The organism is Clostridium acidisoli DSM 12555, from assembly GCF_900176305.1.
In the GTDB taxonomy this organism is placed as follows: domain Bacteria; phylum Bacillota; class Clostridia; order Clostridiales; family Clostridiaceae; genus Clostridium_I; species Clostridium_I acidisoli.
The window spans coordinates 426636-443341 of record NZ_FWXH01000003.1 but is presented as its reverse complement, the minus strand read 5'-3'; the positions used below and the strand labels follow the sequence as shown (position 1 = coordinate 443341).

22 protein-coding genes and 1 riboswitch are annotated in these 16706 nt (G+C 29.2%); of the genes, 5 read left to right on the top strand and 17 right to left on the bottom strand.

Going from position 1 to position 16706, the window contains the following annotated elements; all coding sequences use genetic code 11:
• From B8978_RS07205 to B8978_RS07195, 3 genes are read right to left on the bottom strand one after another with little or no spacing between them, the layout of a single operon-like run.
• Window positions 1-1779 (bottom strand): aminopeptidase P family protein, encoded by a 1779-nt coding sequence (locus tag B8978_RS07205; RefSeq protein ID WP_084114964.1) that lies wholly within the window; start codon window positions 1777-1779, stop codon window positions 1-3.
• On the bottom strand, window positions 1769-2884 hold the full coding sequence (gene eutH / locus B8978_RS07200) for an ethanolamine utilization protein EutH (protein WP_084114963.1): 1116 nt from the start codon (window positions 2882-2884) through the stop codon (window positions 1769-1771). The genes B8978_RS07205 and eutH overlap by 11 nt, the downstream gene beginning before the upstream one ends.
• A gap of 34 nt (window positions 2885-2918) precedes the next feature.
• Window positions 2919-3473 carry a helix-turn-helix domain-containing protein gene (locus tag B8978_RS07195; RefSeq protein WP_084114962.1) on the bottom strand — a complete coding sequence of 185 codons (555 nt, stop codon included), beginning with the start codon at window positions 3471-3473 and terminating at the stop codon, window positions 2919-2921.
• Between the two features lie 231 nt (window positions 3474-3704).
• Between B8978_RS07195 and B8978_RS07190 the strand changes: the two genes are divergently transcribed.
• The gene (locus tag B8978_RS07190; RefSeq protein WP_084114961.1) at window positions 3705-3884 is read left to right on the top strand and encodes a hypothetical protein; all 180 of its coding nucleotides are present in this window, start codon (window positions 3705-3707) and stop codon (window positions 3882-3884) included.
• A 60-nt stretch (window positions 3885-3944) separates the two neighbouring features.
• Here the strand turns inward: B8978_RS07190 and B8978_RS07185 are convergent, their stop codons facing one another.
• Window positions 3945-4919 carry a S66 family peptidase gene (locus tag B8978_RS07185; RefSeq protein ID WP_084114960.1) on the bottom strand — a complete coding sequence of 325 codons (975 nt, stop codon included), beginning with the start codon at window positions 4917-4919 and terminating at the stop codon, window positions 3945-3947.
• 143 nt (window positions 4920-5062) lie between these two features.
• Between B8978_RS07185 and B8978_RS19780 the strand changes: the two genes are divergently transcribed.
• Entirely contained in the window at window positions 5063-5230 is a 168-nt protein-coding gene (locus B8978_RS19780) for a hypothetical protein (protein ID WP_176212633.1), read from the top strand.
• Between the two features lie 118 nt (window positions 5231-5348).
• Here the strand turns inward: B8978_RS19780 and B8978_RS20385 are convergent, their stop codons facing one another.
• Complete coding sequence (locus tag B8978_RS20385) at window positions 5349-5471, bottom strand: hypothetical protein (protein WP_278326796.1); 123 nt, start codon at window positions 5469-5471, stop codon at window positions 5349-5351.
• A gap of 198 nt (window positions 5472-5669) precedes the next feature.
• On the opposite strand from B8978_RS20385, the gene B8978_RS07180 reads away from it, so the two are divergent.
• Window positions 5670-6287 carry a DNA-3-methyladenine glycosylase gene (locus tag B8978_RS07180; RefSeq protein WP_084114959.1) on the top strand — a complete coding sequence of 206 codons (618 nt, stop codon included), beginning with the start codon at window positions 5670-5672 and terminating at the stop codon, window positions 6285-6287.
• 12 nt (window positions 6288-6299) lie between these two features.
• On the opposite strand, the gene B8978_RS07175 is transcribed toward B8978_RS07180, so the two are convergent.
• The 7 genes from B8978_RS07175 to B8978_RS07145 form a co-directional block, all read right to left on the bottom strand.
• Window positions 6300-7049: an AAA family ATPase gene (locus B8978_RS07175; RefSeq protein WP_084114958.1), complete on the bottom strand. Its 750-nt coding sequence runs from the start codon at window positions 7047-7049 to the stop codon at window positions 6300-6302.
• A gap of 18 nt (window positions 7050-7067) precedes the next feature.
• Window positions 7068-7673 carry an NUDIX hydrolase gene (locus B8978_RS07170; RefSeq protein ID WP_084114957.1) on the bottom strand — a complete coding sequence of 202 codons (606 nt, stop codon included), beginning with the start codon at window positions 7671-7673 and terminating at the stop codon, window positions 7068-7070.
• A 75-nt stretch (window positions 7674-7748) separates the two neighbouring features.
• Window positions 7749-8609 (bottom strand): 4-hydroxy-tetrahydrodipicolinate synthase, encoded by an 861-nt coding sequence (dapA, locus tag B8978_RS07165; RefSeq protein ID WP_084114956.1) that lies wholly within the window; start codon window positions 8607-8609, stop codon window positions 7749-7751.
• A gap of 108 nt (window positions 8610-8717) precedes the next feature.
• Window positions 8718-8891: riboswitch (Lysine riboswitch) on the bottom strand.
• 42 nt (window positions 8892-8933) lie between these two features.
• Window positions 8934-10313, bottom strand: a complete 1380-nt coding sequence (locus tag B8978_RS07160) for a sensor histidine kinase (RefSeq protein WP_084114955.1) — start codon at window positions 10311-10313, stop codon at window positions 8934-8936.
• Complete coding sequence (locus tag B8978_RS07155; RefSeq protein WP_084114954.1) at window positions 10314-10991, bottom strand: response regulator transcription factor; 678 nt, start codon at window positions 10989-10991, stop codon at window positions 10314-10316.
• Between the two features lie 20 nt (window positions 10992-11011).
• The gene (locus tag B8978_RS07150) at window positions 11012-11605 is read right to left on the bottom strand and encodes a phosphatase PAP2 family protein (protein WP_084114953.1); all 594 of its coding nucleotides are present in this window, start codon (window positions 11603-11605) and stop codon (window positions 11012-11014) included.
• A 13-nt stretch (window positions 11606-11618) separates the two neighbouring features.
• Entirely contained in the window at window positions 11619-12194 is a 576-nt protein-coding gene (locus tag B8978_RS07145) for a phosphatase PAP2 family protein (protein WP_084114952.1), read from the bottom strand.
• 158 nt (window positions 12195-12352) lie between these two features.
• Between B8978_RS07145 and B8978_RS07140 the strand changes: the two genes are divergently transcribed.
• Window positions 12353-12853, top strand: a complete 501-nt coding sequence (locus B8978_RS07140) for an amidase domain-containing protein (protein WP_084114951.1) — start codon at window positions 12353-12355, stop codon at window positions 12851-12853.
• A 120-nt stretch (window positions 12854-12973) separates the two neighbouring features.
• Window positions 12974-13114: a Spo0E family sporulation regulatory protein-aspartic acid phosphatase gene (locus B8978_RS07135; protein ID WP_176212632.1), complete on the top strand. Its 141-nt coding sequence runs from the start codon at window positions 12974-12976 to the stop codon at window positions 13112-13114.
• 36 nt (window positions 13115-13150) lie between these two features.
• Here the strand turns inward: B8978_RS07135 and B8978_RS19775 are convergent, their stop codons facing one another.
• The 5 genes from B8978_RS19775 to B8978_RS07115 all read right to left on the bottom strand — a co-directional run bounded on the left by B8978_RS19775 (window position 13151) and on the right by B8978_RS07115 (window position 16644).
• Window positions 13151-13318 carry a hypothetical protein gene (locus B8978_RS19775; protein WP_176212631.1) on the bottom strand — a complete coding sequence of 56 codons (168 nt, stop codon included), beginning with the start codon at window positions 13316-13318 and terminating at the stop codon, window positions 13151-13153.
• A 202-nt stretch (window positions 13319-13520) separates the two neighbouring features.
• Window positions 13521-14156, bottom strand: coding sequence for a flavodoxin family protein (locus B8978_RS07130; protein ID WP_084114949.1), 636 nt, complete (start codon window positions 14154-14156; stop codon window positions 13521-13523).
• 166 nt (window positions 14157-14322) lie between these two features.
• On the bottom strand, window positions 14323-15171 hold the full coding sequence (locus tag B8978_RS07125) for a nitroreductase family protein (protein WP_084114948.1): 849 nt from the start codon (window positions 15169-15171) through the stop codon (window positions 14323-14325).
• Between the two features lie 41 nt (window positions 15172-15212).
• On the bottom strand, window positions 15213-16166 hold the full coding sequence (locus B8978_RS07120) for a 4Fe-4S double cluster binding domain-containing protein (RefSeq protein WP_084114947.1): 954 nt from the start codon (window positions 16164-16166) through the stop codon (window positions 15213-15215).
• Between the two features lie 22 nt (window positions 16167-16188).
• Window positions 16189-16644 carry a hypothetical protein gene (locus tag B8978_RS07115; RefSeq protein ID WP_084114946.1) on the bottom strand — a complete coding sequence of 152 codons (456 nt, stop codon included), beginning with the start codon at window positions 16642-16644 and terminating at the stop codon, window positions 16189-16191.
• Between the last annotated feature and the right edge of the window lie 62 nt (window positions 16645-16706).

Sequence of the window (16706 nt, the reverse complement as noted above, 5' to 3'; positions counted from 1 at the left end):
TTATATTGTTTTTGTTTCTTCCTGTAACCAAACTTTTTCTTCCTCATTTAGATAAGGAGCAAGTTTCACATATACCTCTTTGTGATAACTATTTAGCCATTGTTTTTCGCTTTCAGTTAACATATCTTTATTTATTCCAGCTAAATCTATAGGACAGAATGTGACTGGCTCAAATTTCATAAATTGGCCAAATTCCGTTTTTTCATCTTCAACTACAAGCATCATGTTTTCAGTTCTAATGCCATGTTTTCCTTCTTTGTATATTCCAGGTTCATTAGTTATAACCATTCCTTTTTCTAACTGTACGTTATTAGGTATCTTACTAAAATTTTGAGGTCCTTCGTGAACATTTAATAAAAATCCTACTCCATGGCCTGTACCACATTTATAATCCATGCCATATTTCCAAATGGGTTGTCTTGCTAATACATCTAAATTTGATCCTGTTGCTCCATGTAAAAATTTAGCTTCACTTAATGCAATATTTGCTTTTAGTACCAAGGTAAAATCAAATTTTTCTTCTTCGGTGAGTGTTCCAAGCACTATGGTTCTTGTTGTATCCGTTGTTCCATTTAAATATTGTCCACCTGAATCGACTAAAAAAGCCCCTTCATTTCTTAGCGTGTACTGAGTTTCTTTATTTGCTTTATAATGCATCATAGCAGCATGGTCTTTGTATCCTGCTATTGTATCAAAACTTGGTTCAACAAATAATTCTTGCTGCCTTCTAAAGTCTTCTAATTTCTTTTCTGCAGAAATTTCTGTAATTTCTTCTTCAGCTACTGAAGTTTTTAGCCATTTTATAAATTTAACCATAGCCACTCCATCATTTATTTCGCAGCGTTTCAAGTTTTCTATCTCAGTTTTATTCTTAATAGCTTTTAATTTAGTAGTGATGTTTGCTTCTTCTATTTTTTTTGTATCTATGTTTATTGCATTATATAAGCACACATTTGTTTTAGTAGTATCAAACATAATTCCGTCTTTATTTGTGAGTCCGCTTAAAAATTGTTGTATTGAACTATACTCTTTTAGCTCAATCCCTTCAACTTCTAGTTCAAATTTAACATCCTTAGGAACCTTTGAAGCATCAATAAACAAATAACATTTGTCTTCTGCTATTATTACGTTAGATGTTACCACTGGATTATTTTGAACATCCAAGCCTCTTATATTTAAAAGCCATGCTATGTCATCCAGGGAAGATAATAAATAGTAATTCGCACCTTTATTTTTCATTTCTTCCCTTACTTCATTTATTTTTGCTGCCCTAGATTTTCCTGCATATCTAATATCATGTACCCAGATTAAATCTTTAGGTATGTCTGGTCTATCTTTCCATAATTCATTAATCAAATCCTGGTTTATCTTTAGTGCTATTCCTTTTGTTTCAAAAACTTCTTCCATGTTTTTAACCATCTCTACTGAAAAAACATTTCCATCAAATCCTACGATGTTTCCTTTTAAAAGAACATCTTTAAGCCATTCAGTGTAAGAAGGTACTCCTGGATCTACCATTCTAAACAATCTAATTCCTGAATCTTCAAGCTGCTTTTCTGCTTGAAGATAATATCTTCCATCAGTCCATAAACCTGCATCATCTAATGTAATAACTACAGTACCTGCTGATCCTGTAAAACCTGATATCCATTGTCTACATTTCCAGTGTTCTGCAACATATTCACTTTGATGTGCATCAAAGCTAGGAATTATGTAGGCGTCCATTTTATTTTCTTTCATTAATTGTCTTAATTTTTCAATTTTTTCTTTAACTTTCATAAGTTATGCCTCCATTTTCTTCAATTCTATGTTGTTTAGCTTCATGTTCATACATCCATGCAGCTAATACAATACTTATCACTCCAGATATGAGCTTTGCAATAATAAATGATCCTAGCATCTTAGGTGCTATTCCTGACACGAAACCAAATTGACCACCAAACACAAAAGCTCCACTTACTCCAAAAGCAGTACAAATCATCTTACCTTTAGGGTTCATTTCTTTGTAAGTTCCAAATATTAATAAATTGCTAGCTAGATTTCCTAATATTCCACCTACCGAAACAGCGTTAATTCCAAATCTGTCACCTATTTTATCAAAACTTCTTTTAAAAATACGATTTATAATTTCAATCATAGGGTAAGCTCCACCAAGCACAAAAGCTATCTTTCCTACTATAAATGTAGCTTCAGAAAGTGGTGCTAACCCTGAAACAAGTTTTACCCCTAATATAACCTCAATTCCTTGTAGCATTAATCCAACAACACTTATACCAATTATTAATTTTCCAAATACATTAAAGCCTTTAATTAAAAATTTATGTGCTTTTAACAAGCCTACTCCTAAAACAATGGAAAAAATAAATATAGGCATAAGATTCCATATTAATACGTTAAAATTTATCTTTTGCCATAAACCTCCAAGAAGACATCCTATTGGTATAGTTGCAATTCCAATCATAACTCCTTTAGAAAAATACTCCTCATCTTCTACGTGAATCATCCCTATAGCAATTGGTATTGAAAAACTAATAGTTGCGCCTAGTGTTGATGCAATAATAACTCCTGAAAACATGCCCATTTCCTTAGTTAAAGCAAGCTTCGTAGCCATTTGATAGCCTCCCATATCTATAGCTAAAAAAGTTGCTGGAACTATAGAAGGATCAAAATGAAATATTCTACATATAGGCACAATTGCAGTGGCTAAAAGCTTTGAAAATATTGGAGCTAAAGAATATATTCCTATCATACCAAGGCCCAAGGCTCCCATGGTTTTTATTCCTTCCTCAAACTTACCTCCAAGTTTTAAAGGGCATCCAAATGTATAATCAATTGCTCCAATTATAAAAAAAGAGGCAATTAGATACAATATTAATTTATCCACGTTCATTTTCTCCTTCTTATAACTATGTATAACATTATTTATATATATGATTTGGCGTGTTAACAGCTAATAATCTAACCTTTTTATTAGTATAATTAGCCCAATTATGTATAATCTCTGAATCCATATGAACACTGTCTCCAGGATAAAGCTCGTACCTTTCACTTTCTAAATAAATAGTTAATATGCCTTCTAATACATAAACAAATTCCTCACCATCATGCTTATATGATATTATCTCCTCTTCCTTTTTTTGCGGAAGAATTTCTATGAGTCTTGGAACAAGTTGTTTATCTTCTAAATTCGTACTTAAACTATATTTTATAAACCCACCTTCTTCTACATCTAGTATTTCTTGCTCATAACTTCTCAAAATTCTATCTTTTCTTTTATGTGGGTAATCAAAAAAATATGTTAAATGCACTTCTAAAATTTCAGCTAATTTTTCTAGTGAATCAACAGCTATTGTTGTAAGTCCTCTTTCTAATTGAGACAAAAATCCAATAGATAGATTACTTTTCTCACTTAATTCTTTTAAAGTAATTCCTTTCTCAGCTCTCAATTTTTTAATCTTCATTCCTATATTCATTATTTTGCTCCTAATTTTATATTTATGAACATTATACATCATAACGCCAACTTTTTGTGTATTTTAGTGAAATAATTATATATAAATGAAATATTGTTAGAATATATTTATTTTTCTATGGATTTTTCTCAGTAAATTTTAAGCTTTATATTTTATAGTATCAGAGATGGAGAGTTTTTATATTGATTTTACTCAACTTGAATTTTTAATTGAGAAAGGAGGAAGTTATAAATGAATATATCAGGAATTTTTAATTCAACATACTCAAATAATGTTACTAATGCTAAACAATTGCAAAGAGCAGATGTGGTATCAAGTGCTACTAAAACTCAAAGTGTACAAAAACCAGATGTTATTTCAAGCGCTACTAAAACAAATGGTGGAGATCACTACTTCGAAGCTAGAGTTTAATTAAAAAATAAGATATAGAAACTCTCCAGCAATAAATATAAAAGAACATTAAGCATAGGCTTAATGTTCTTTTATATTTATTGTAACTTCATCTTCTGCACAAACTTCAGCAAACCCTCCAATTGGAAAAGTTATATGTGGCGTAGTATGTCCAAAGTCTACATTATATACTACAGGAAGCTTTTCTAATTCACTTTTTGACTTTATTATTTTAAACAAATCACCTTCACTTATTTCTGAGGCAATCTGGAATCTCCCTATTATAACAGCTCTTACTTTATTAAAATTTGGTTGCTGTATAAGCGATTGCAAATCTCTATCAAAGTTTTCTTTAAATGTTAGTTCATCATCTTCTATAAACAATATACTATCAGTTAAATCTGGCATAAATTCTGTACCTTGTAGTAAATTCAATGTACAAAGATTACCTCCAATTATTTTTCCTTTGGCTCTTCCTTTATTTATTATTTTATATCCAGTATTGTCATGAAAAACTCTATTTTCCTGATTTAAAAACCATTGATCATCACTCCACTTTAGTGAGGCATTAAGTTTTATGTCTTCATTTTCAAACAGACATTTTTTAAAATATTCTGATGTGTACTCAATACCTTTTTTCATACCAAAGGTTGAATAATGTGGTCCTGAATATGTAACAAGCCCAGTCTTTGCGTAAATTGCATTTGCTAAAGCTGTTATATCAGAAAATCCACATACTATTTTGGGGTTTTTCTTAATTAAATCGTAATCTATGTATTTTAACAATTGATTAGAATTATGCCCCCCAATTACCGTTAGTATCCCTTTCACATTTCTGTCTGAAAAAGCTTCATGTAAGTCACTTATTCTTTCATCTATGGAGGAGGATGAAAATCCATCTATAATCTCACAGTTTTTTGAAAAGCTAATTTTTAGCCCTATTTTTTTAAAATAATTATTTGCTATTGTTCTTGTTTCATTATTTATAAGTGCTAGACTTCGTGCTGGTGCTATTATTCTAATTTCATCACCTTTTTTTAATTTTTTTGGTGTCATACAATTTTCTCCTTTCTTCATTAAGCTATAATTTGCCGCTTAATTAAAATTTGATCATAGTAGTTATAAATTGCGAAGCAAAGACTAAAGAATTTTATCATAGCTAAAGCTAGATAAAAAAATTAAAGAAAGCCTTCGGCTAGATGGAAGAATTGACGAGGCTAAAGCCGTCAAAGGTGAGAGAAGTTACTTATGCAACAGGTAAAGGAAATTTTTCTTTCTACGTCAGAAAAATAATGAATTTAAATTTATATGTCTTAATATTTAGAGAAAACTCTACAATATGTTTTAACCGTAGGTTTTGTTTTTAGGCGTAGCCTTTGGTGTTCATATTATGGTTAATATTGTAACAAATATTTATGAACCAACAATAAAGACATTCGGTCAAAAAAATGAAGTATAAAATACTTTAGATTTATAAATTTAAGTTCAAAGATTTTTCGCAGCATAGCGTAGAAAAATCATCCTAACCCTTTTGCTTAAAGCAAATTCTCTCACCATTAACGGCATTACCGTTAATTCTTTAATCTTGCCACTCTGGCAATCTTTCACCTTTTTACTCACGTAGTAGAGTAAAAATCTTTAACCAGTTGCTTCGCAATTTCTTTATATTACAAATATAAATGTTATTCCTCCAATAAATTATAATTCAAACTACAAAAAATATAAATGCCCTTATATAATTAGTTGTAAAGTTAATAATACAAATATATAATATCAGTATATTCTTCAATGTAGGAGGCAGCATTAATGAAAAAGTTAACACGAGATTTTTTTGAAAGAGACACTATTACAGTTGCTAAAGAACTTTTAGGAAAAGTCCTAGTTCATGAAATTAACGGCAAAAAACTTTCTGCTAAAATAGTTGAAACCGAAGCTTATTTAGGAATTGAAGATAAGGCTGCTCACTCTTATGGTGGAAAAAAGACGCCGAGAGTAGAAGTAATGTACGGCAAGCCAGGAGTATCCTATATTTATCTCATTTATGGAATGTATTATTGTTTTAATGTTGTTACTCGTGAAGAAGGCGTTCCTCAGGCTGTTTTGATAAGAGCATTAGAACCCTTAGAAGGCTTTGATACAATGTCATTTAATAGATTTAAGATTTCTTACAATATGATAACAAATAAACAAATAAAAAACTTAACAAATGGACCTGGGAAACTCTGCAATGCATTTAATATAGATAAAAATTTAAATAAAGAAGATATGTGTGTCAGTAAGATTTTCTATATAGATGATCATAATTATAATGATTTTCAGATTGTTTCTTCTAAAAGAATCGGAATTGATTATGCAGAAGAATATAAAGATTTTCTTTGGAGATTTTACATAAAAGATAATATTTATGTTTCATCAACTAAGTAATTACTCTTTTCGCTAGTTATCCTTTAGGAGTATACGAAGCATGCTATCTGTATTATTTATAAAATGTTTCATAATTTGATAATTGTCCGTCTCCTCATAAGAAACTTCTCTAATGTCCTCTTTAATCTCATATATTTTAGCATCTGGATAAGCCATTATTATCGGTGAATGAGTAGCAATAATAAATTGTGAATTATCAGAAGTCAGCTGATGCATTCTTGATAACATTGACATTTGTCTTGCTGGTGATAATGCAGCCTCTGGCTCATCAAGTATATACAAACCACTTCCTAAAAATCTATTCATAAATACCGCGAAAAATGATTCTCCATGAGATTTGTTATGTAAAGATGTACCACCATATGAAGAAAAAAGCCCTGGTACTATTTTATCAAGTTCATCTACATTGGTTGCAAAGTTATAAAAACTTTCAGCTCTCAAAAAAAATGTATCCTTTGGCTTTTTTATGCCTTTGATTAGCTTAATATATTCATGTAATTGTGAGTGTGTGTCCTTTGAAGAGAAATCAAAATTAATAGATCCTCCCTCTGGATTAAATCCATAGGCAATGGCAATTGCCTCTAAAATAGTTGATTTACCTGAACCATTTTCACCAACAATAAAGGTTACTTTTGGATGAAAATGTAGCTTTGATAGACTCTTTATTGCTGGTAAAGAAAAAGGGTATCTTGAAAAAGATCCTATTTTTTCTTTTTTAAGTTCTACACTTCGTAAATATTGATTACATTGTTCCAAATACATACAAACAACTCCCATTTACTAATCAAATAATTTTTCTCCAAGTTCTACAAATGCCTGAAGCATTATAAATGCTCGCATATCCATTTTAACATCTTTTTTTAATAATTCTTTTACTTCATCTTTTGATAACATTACAACCTCTATGTCTTCATCTTCTTCTAAATTTTCCTTTGATATACATCCACTACAAGTGCAAAATACTATGGCTGCAGATTCGTCTGTCATTCCAGCAGAAGCATATACACCTTTTTTAGTTTTTTCATGATTTATCTTTAAAAGATCAAGCCCTGTCTCTTCCTTAAGCTCTCTTTTAGCTGCAACGTCAAATTTTTCATCTCCATCTATGAGACCAGCAGGAAGTTCATACACATAATCATTTAAAGGTACCCTAAATTGGCGTACACATACAATTTTTTTTGTATCCACATGTAATGCTGCTATAATTGCTGCATCTATTTTTTCTTCCTTACCTTCTAGATATTGTCCCTTAAGTGTTTCAAAATCTTTTCTTGAAGCTACCGTCCAATTTTTTATTTTTCCCATTTTATTTTTATATTCCACATCATAAAGACTTAAAAATTTTGTCTCTGCCAAAGTTCTAACTTTTTTTATTTTATTTTCCATTTCAATCACCTTCAAATTATTAATAAAAATCCATACCAATATTTTATCATATATGGTATGGATTTTAAGGTATTATTATAAATTTTTATTAAGTTTGTCTGCCAAAGTCTTTGATATTTCAACTAATGGTAGTCTTACCTCTTGAGATTTTATTAATCCCAATTTATATAAACAGTATTTGATAGGAGCTGGATTAGGTTCTTCAAATAATAAAGGTATAACATTTGATATTTCCTTCCAAATTTCAAAAGCTCCAATGTGATCATTGTTTTTCATCTTATTATATACTTCAATAAATTTTTCTGTATTAAGATGCGCTGATGCCATAATTCCACCATCGCCGCCAAGAGCTAAAGTGTTGTAAAAAAATGCATCTTCTCCTGTTAATATTGAAAAGTCCTTTGGACGATTTAATAGTAATTCCGTACTTTGACTAAAATCACCACAGGCATCTTTTATTCCAACTATGTTTTTAAGTTCTGCTAATTTTCTTACAGTATCATTTTCAATATTTCTACCAGTTCTATATGGTATATTGTACAAGATTATATCAAGAGGTGTAGCTTCTGAAAGTCTTTTAAAATGGGCATATATACCTCTTTGGTCTGGTCTGTTATAGTATGGGCATACAGATAAAAGTCCTTGAATATTGTATTTTTCAAACTTGTTTATCTCCCTAGCCATCTTCTCAGTGTTATTTCCGCCAAACCCTATATATACAGGTAATTTTTTTTCATTATACTCAATAGTTTTATGGAGCAAACTTTCATATTCATAATCAGATAAAGTTGGTGTTTCACCAGTTGTTGCTAATGGAATAAATCCTGCTACTCCTTTGTCTGAATAATGTTTAATCATATTTTTGTAGGATTCAAAATCAACCTTCCCATCCAAAAATGGAGTGATAAGTGGTACCAAAACACCTTTAATTTTCATATTATCCCAGCCTTCCTCTTACCAAAGGGCAATTATTAGTATAAAAAAATAACAGCAAAGGAACACCTTTGCTGTTATTATCAGAAATTCAATATTAACAATGCACGTGCACCTTGTAGCTCTCCACTATAAAACCAATAGTGACAATTTTGTATATATTTTATACAAAACCAGATTACCCCTTTGCCAAAGTGTAATCTTCGGCCATAATTCCTTTCCTTATTCCTAATTGCCTGCCAGCTAAGAATAAATAATCATAATTATAGCTCCTCTACCCTAGGTAAGAATTCAATTTTATTTGTCTGTAGTTTATCATACATGCCTCTAAATTTCAAGTTTAAATTTTATAATTGTCTTAGTTCCTTTTCCTTCTTCACTAAATACCTTTATAGTTCCACCATGCATTTCTACTATCCATTTAGCAATAGGAAGCCCCAGCCCACTTCCACCTTTTTCTTTAGACCTAGATTTATCTACAGTATAAAATCTATTAAATATCTTATCTATTTCATTTTCAGGTATGCCTATTCCTGTATCACTTATAGTTATTTCTAATACATTTTTATAAGCTGTAGAATTTATAATAATATCACCATCTTTAGGTGTAAATTTTATACTGTTATCAATAATTATCCTTAAAACCTGTTTTATCATTTTATAATCTACAAATACATTAACATTATCATTTTTTTCAGTAAATACATTATGATCTTTATCTATAAGCTTACTTTCCATTATAACTTCATTTATTAATTCATTAATGAAAAAATGAGTTTTTTCAATTTGATTGTTATTACTGTCACCTTTTGCAAGAAAAAGTAGTTCTTCTATGATTTTGGCCATATTAGAGGATTCCAATTTAATAGCATAAATTGATTTTTCTAAGGCACTCCTATCATCTTTTCCCCACCTATCCAGTAAATTAGCATAACCACTAATAACAGCAGTTGGGGTTCTAAGTTCATGCGATGCATCCGCAACAAATTGAGTTTGTCTATCAAATGAGTCTTGAAGCCTATTTATCATATTATTAAAAGTACTAGCAAGTCTTCTAAGTTCATCATCCGGGCCTTCAATATCAATTCTTTCTTTCAAATTGTTAATGCTTATATTTTCTGCTGCCTTAGTAAGCTTAGCAATAGGTTTTAATAATTTTTTACTTATTATGTATCCAATGATAATTGAAGAAATCACGCCAATAAAATCCGATATTGCCATTAACGCAAATAGTATTTTCATAAAATCGTACTCTTTATCCATATCCTTCACTATTTGTAATGTAACAGTACCATATTGGTAACTTTTAATGCTCACATTTTCAAAAAGCAAATGTCTGTCTCTTTCCTCAAGATGCTTAATTTCATTGTAATTGTTATCAATTTTGATTTTATAATAATACCTATCTGAAATGTTTAGTATTTCACCATTTTCTTTAGTAATCTTTATAAATAAGTTTTCTTTGTTAGGTATACTTAGCAATAATTTTTTATCAGTTATATCAATGTTATAAGTTCCATCACTTACATCATTTAAAACTATATTTTTCACGTCACTTATTTGCTTATTAGCCTGTGAATAGAAATAATTTTTTATTCCGTATAGAACTGAAGCGTTTAATATAAGTAATATAAAGGAAAACATAAATGCATAAATTATTGTTAATTTAATAGAGATTTTGGCATTTCTAATAAAACTAAATTTCATCTATTTATCACCTTTAATTACATATCCTACCCCTCTAACGGTAGATATTAATTTATTTTGAAAATTATCATCAATTTTACTTCTAAGATATCTTATAAAGACATCTACCACATTTGTATCTCCTTCATAATCGTATCCCCAAACTTTTTCTATAAGTTTTTCTCTAGTTAAAACTATGTTTTTATTAATAAGTAAAGTCTCTAACAAGTCATACTCCTTTTTGGTTAAATCTATTTGCTTATCTCCACGCATTACTTTATGCATTTTATTGTTCATAATTAAATCATCAAATCGTATCTCATCGAGGCTTACTGTGGTATTTCTCTGAATTACTCTTATTCTTGCAAGTAGTTCTTCGATAGCAAAAGGTTTGGTTATATAATCATTGGCGCCAATGTCTAGTCCATTAACCTTATCCCTTATATCACTTTTAGCTGTAAGCATTATAATTGGAACTTTATAAGATTTTCTTATCTCCCTGCAAACCTCCATACCATTTAAACCTGGAAGCATTATATCAAGAATGATAATATCAAAATTGTGTTTTTCCACTTTTTTTATTGCAGTTAACCCATCATAAGCTATATCTACCTCGTAACCTTCATGTTTCAGTTCCATTTCAATAAACATTGCCATTTGTTTTTCATCTTCAACTATAAGTATTTTAAATTTTTCCATAAATTCGCCTCTTTATACTTCTACAACTCCACTTCATTGTATAATTTCTTAAATCCCAAAGTTAGAAATATCTTTTTTTCTACTATTTCATATATTTTTTCCATTTTGCTTCTTAATATAACATTATAAATATAAGTAGTTATAATAGCAATTATATATGCGCCTATAACATCAATAGGATAGTGATTGCCAACATATACTCTTGAGACTCCTACTATTAAGGACAATATAGTTAATGTTATTCCCACTACTTTATTGTATTTTTGAAGACCTAAGGCTATGCTCATTGTACCTATTGCATGATCACTTGGAAAAGAGGCATCTTTTGTATGATTAATTAACAAATTCACCTTATTATGAACAAATGGTCTGTCTACATAATATATACCTCCAATTATAAAACTTAAGATTAAGTTTACTACTGCAATAAATAAAGTACTAAATACTACTTGTCTATAATTTAAATGTTTTTCTTTAATTCCTAAAATAAAAACTACTACTGAAATTGCAATAAACAAAAATGGTACATATTTTGAAAATATAATCATTATGTTATCCAAAATCATATTTTTCATTGCTAAATTGTTTATAAATCTAAAAATCGCCATATTCATGTTATTTTCTCCCCTAAAGTATGTTTTTTAAAAAAGTGCCCACGTTATTAATATAAATTTCTTGTAGAATTATAAATATCAATTTGGAACACAAAATCCCAATTAACATTCCTGCTATAACATCAGTTGGATAATGTACATATAAATATATTCTTGATAGTGCTATTAACAATGCTATTGTAATAAAAATAATTTTATAGTTAATAAAATAAATAGATAATACCTCTGCTGCAGCAAAAGAAGATAAAGTATGTCCAGAAGGAAATGAATACGATATAGGCTTTACAATCAAAAGCGTACTATTATTCTTTTGATTGCATGGCCTAACTCTTTTAACTAAATGTTTTATTATTCCTTCGCCAACAATAGTACTAAATATCATTGTTAATATAACTACTTCTCCGATGGACTTGTTTTTTTCAACAAATAATAAAATTACTGCTATAGCAAGCCATACCACGCCTAAATTGCCTAAACTGGTTATAACAGGCATTACTTTATCCAAATACTTGTTTTTCATTTTTCTGTTTATAATAAATAAAACATAATTGTCAAATATGTTTATTTGTTTTAAAATATTTGAATACATAATTCTAACCTCTTTTACTAATAAAGTGAAATGCAATAATTTATTTAATGTCTCTGCTATTATTATCATATCAACAGATTAAATTTAGATTAAAATTTTTAGTTACTTTTATCAATTTCTATCATAAAATATATTGTAATTAATATTAGGAGAAAATTATGAATTATAAATCAAATTTGACATATTCTAAGGTTAGAGCTGTAAATTATGCTTTTAATTATGCGCAAACTCCAAATCCAGCCTTTAAATATATTCCAGTATACGAAGATAACGGAGGTGACTGCACAAATTTTACTTCTCAATGTATGCTTGCAGGAGGTGCACCTATGATTTTTTCAGGTAAAAACCCTTGGTGGTATAAGTCCTCTAGATGGTCGTTTTCTTGGTCCGTAGCTGAAGAGCTTTATTTATATTTAAAGAACAATGATAAAAATAATTTATATGGTATTAAAGGTAAAGAAGTGCCTTATATTAATATGTTAGAGCCTGGCGATGTGATTTTTTATGAAAACAATAATGGAAGGATATCTCATTCTGCTACTATTACTTACCTATATAATGATTATCCTTTAATTTCGCAACACACTCCCAATTTTTTGAATATTCCATTTGAAAAAAATTGGGCCGCAAAAATGCACTTTATTCAAATATCACTATAACTGTAAAAATATATTTATTGATTTAATGTTATGATTATATTAAAATTAAATTACTGACATTTAGTTGTAATTAATATAATAAATAGAAGAGGATTAAATATTATGGATATAAATGAAAAAATGGAGATTTTGAGAGACTATTTGAATGATTTACTATCTAACGAAGAAAATCTATGTAAAGACGATATACTTAAGGTTAGTGAAGAGTTGGACAAGTTAATTGAAGAATTCTATCAAGAGCAAAATAAAACCCAAAAATGAGAATTTGTATTTTGACCTACTCTAATTCAAATGCTATTAACAAGTTTGTGAAATGTTTTTTAAAAATTCTTTTTTCTTATGTGTTTGATTAAAGTATTCTTTTTCATTAATTAAATCTTTTTGTTTTAGCTTGCCTATTAAGTAAACTATTTTTATGCAAGCATCACCTAGTGTCTCTTGGCATCTTAACATATCATTATCCATAACAAATTCCCCCAGTAACAAGCTTAACTTTAAACATTTTTTACTATATACTAATATAATACCACATAGCAACATATTTTTAAATTAAATAGTTACTGAAAATTAAATTTAAATAATAAAATCCCCGATAATAAATTTACTATCAAGGATTTTATTATTTACAAAACTTCAACTTAATAACTATAAAAACTTTTGTAGTTAATTATCTTATGAAATTTGTAAATATTTTATTTTCTTTCTCAGGCTCTGAAACCTTGCCTTTACCATTCTGAACCAATTTCATTAACCAAGCCATATTTTGTCCTAAAGTTCTCATTATCTGAACTCCTTCTTCATCTCCGTGAATTTCTCCTGGTGCTGTGCCATGGATGACATTCCAATAGCTTGAAGCTGGCATAAGCATTTCAGAATAATTTATATAATTATTTAATTGCTGAAAAGTTGGCATTCCGCCAGTACGTCTTACTGCAACCACTGAAGCTCCCACCTTATGTCTTAACAAATTACCGTTACTTCCAGCCACATAAAATGCTCTATCTAAAAATGACTTCATTGTTCCTGCTACTCCTGAATAATGTACAGGTGATCCAAGTATTATACCATCAGCTTCTTTCATTTTTTGAACCCATTCATTCAAAGAATCTCCAGGTAAAACACATTTTTCGTTTTTATTTCTACCACAGCCACCACATGCAATACATCCTCTTACTACTTGACTTCCAACATTTATTATTTCAACCTCAATACCCTCTTTTTCCAGTTCATCAGCTACTAATTTTATAGCTCCATAAGTATTTCCCTTTTTATTCGGACTTCCATTAAACGCAACTACCTTCATTTTATCTCCTCCAATATTAAATTTATCTACATTATAACTTTGTTAACCTAGCTACGATTTTAAGTGTACTTTAATATATAAGAACTAACAAGTAGGCACTTTGCGGTAAGTTAACTTACCTAGAGGTAAGTAATATAAGGATATCCTCATTATTATTAACTTAAAATTAATCTTTAATCCATCTAATAATAAACTCTGTTTCAGCTGGAACAGAGTTTATGTTTTCTTTTTCTTTTGTCCAATGCCCTTTTAAATTTAATTCTTTAGCTGTAGCCTCAAAATGATACATAGCAATTCCTATATCAATTTTTTGCATATCGAAGCCCATAGATTGATAGCCTTTGGCATGACTTAAAAAAAAGTAAAAGCTATCACTGGTCATTAAAATTCTCCACGGTTGCTTATTTGAAGCAGAAGGTGCTAATCTTACCATTTCTAAAGCTTTAACGTAATCACCAGCTTTTGTTTCATCAAGGCTTTTTTCAAAATTTTCATAAAAAAATATCTCATTAAAGTTTTTTCTTTTTTGTCCACCAGAAACAAATCTCATCATCTTTTCAGTTATACTTCTTTTCTCAGCTGGAATGCCAATAGGTACAACAATAGGTAATATTTCATTATCCGTAATATTTGCTACTTTTGCAAATTCTCCTCTATTAAAGGTTCCCCCAAGCCATACAGTTCCAACCCCTAACTTTGTAGCATATAAAATAACATCTTCTAAAATATATCCTAAATTTAACAAAGCCTCCGAGTTGTTCTTTATAGCAGCTAAAATAAAAGATTTCCCACCTTTTATTACTCCATATGTACCAAGTTTTACACTTTCATTGCTTTTATCATCTTTGTCAATTATTTGTAGATTTACATTTTCATCAAATGGTCCTGCTACACTACCTATGTGGTTTTCCAATTTGTTTTTAAGTTCTTTTGAAAGCGAATTGTTATCATAAGTTCTTATGGAAGTTCTATATTTAATAACATCTATAATTGATTTACTCAAATCTATACTCATAACTTTACATCACCTTTCCACTATATTTTATGTGCAAAATTTTATTTTATCAGAACTTTTAAATTTCTAGCAAGTATTTTATAATCCTGAATAAAATTAATATCATCTATTTTTTTATATGTTATTTCAGGAAGCTTATGTAATGGGACGTTTTCCAGTATCATTTTTGTTTCTGTGGCATCGAATTGGACTAAATCTTTTATTTTTGTAATGTATTTTTTATTTACTGGGCATATGCTTTGGCATCTCATGCAACCTATTATTGAATTATTCCAACTTGGCTTTAACCATATTGGAAAATCTTTTTCACTTTCATTTTGTAATGTAATGCATTTATTGGCATGTATAAGAAATCTGTCATCAGCTATTGCATTTGTAGGGCAATTTTTCAAGCATGCATTACAATCACTGCATTTTTTCATTGTAGTAGGCGACTCTATCCATGTATCATCTACACAGGGCATGTCCGAAATATAAGTTGCAAGCCAAAAGAAACTGCTTTCATTGTTAATGTAACAGATATTGTTTCTGCCATAAACTCCAAGCCCACTTTTTACAGCCGTAAGTTTGCATGGAAGATTTATTTTTACTAATTTAAAATCTTCATAGTTAAGAATATTTTCAACAATTTTAGTAACTTCTATTATTTTCTTTTGCTTGTCCTCCAACTCATAACTACTATTAAATAGATACATTGGCGGCATTATAACAGCATATTTTTTTGAGTTCAATGTAAAATATATTCTAGATATTGGTTGCGGCACAGCTATAACAATAATTGATTTCGCATCCTTAAAACCTTCTGCCATTTCATAATTAAATTTTTTTAAATATTTTCCTAAATTTTGATCAACATCGGAAAAATCTTTCATTGTACCTATTATGTATTTTTGAAGTTCTCTAATATGCTCAATTGAAATTACTTTTGCTCTAATATTGTGCTCAAAAGCTCTATCTATAAAATCATATGCTAAAGTACCGTTATATCCGCTCATATATTTTTCACCTACTTTAATATTATTTATCTATATTTAAGGCCTTATATTTATTTTTATTCATAATATCTTTTAGTTTATCTACTTTTTCATTAAATGTGTAAAAACTATGTTCTGTTTTTACAAGCCTTGCTTCAAACAAATCCATAGAATTTTTAATTATTAGTTGTTCTCTTTCTTTAAAGTCAAATTCATTTCCTTCATAATCTATACAAATCAAGGCAGGTTGTCCATGACATTCTATGCAAAATGGAGTCCAAAATACTTTATCTTCTTTTTCTTCAATTTTAACTTTAAAAATATCATTACCACATTCTTCACATTTACTATCAAAAGATGTAAAAGTCTCACATTTAGTTCTTTCAACATGTATTCCACATTCTGCACAGAAATAATCTACCTTACCATTACTCGGTTTTATTTTTAATTTCACAGAGCCACAACTTGGACAATTTGCTGTTCTAACTATTTTTCTCATCATATCCCCTCCCCTATTAACTATTCAAATTAATAGGGAAATATAACCTAAATTTAAGTCTT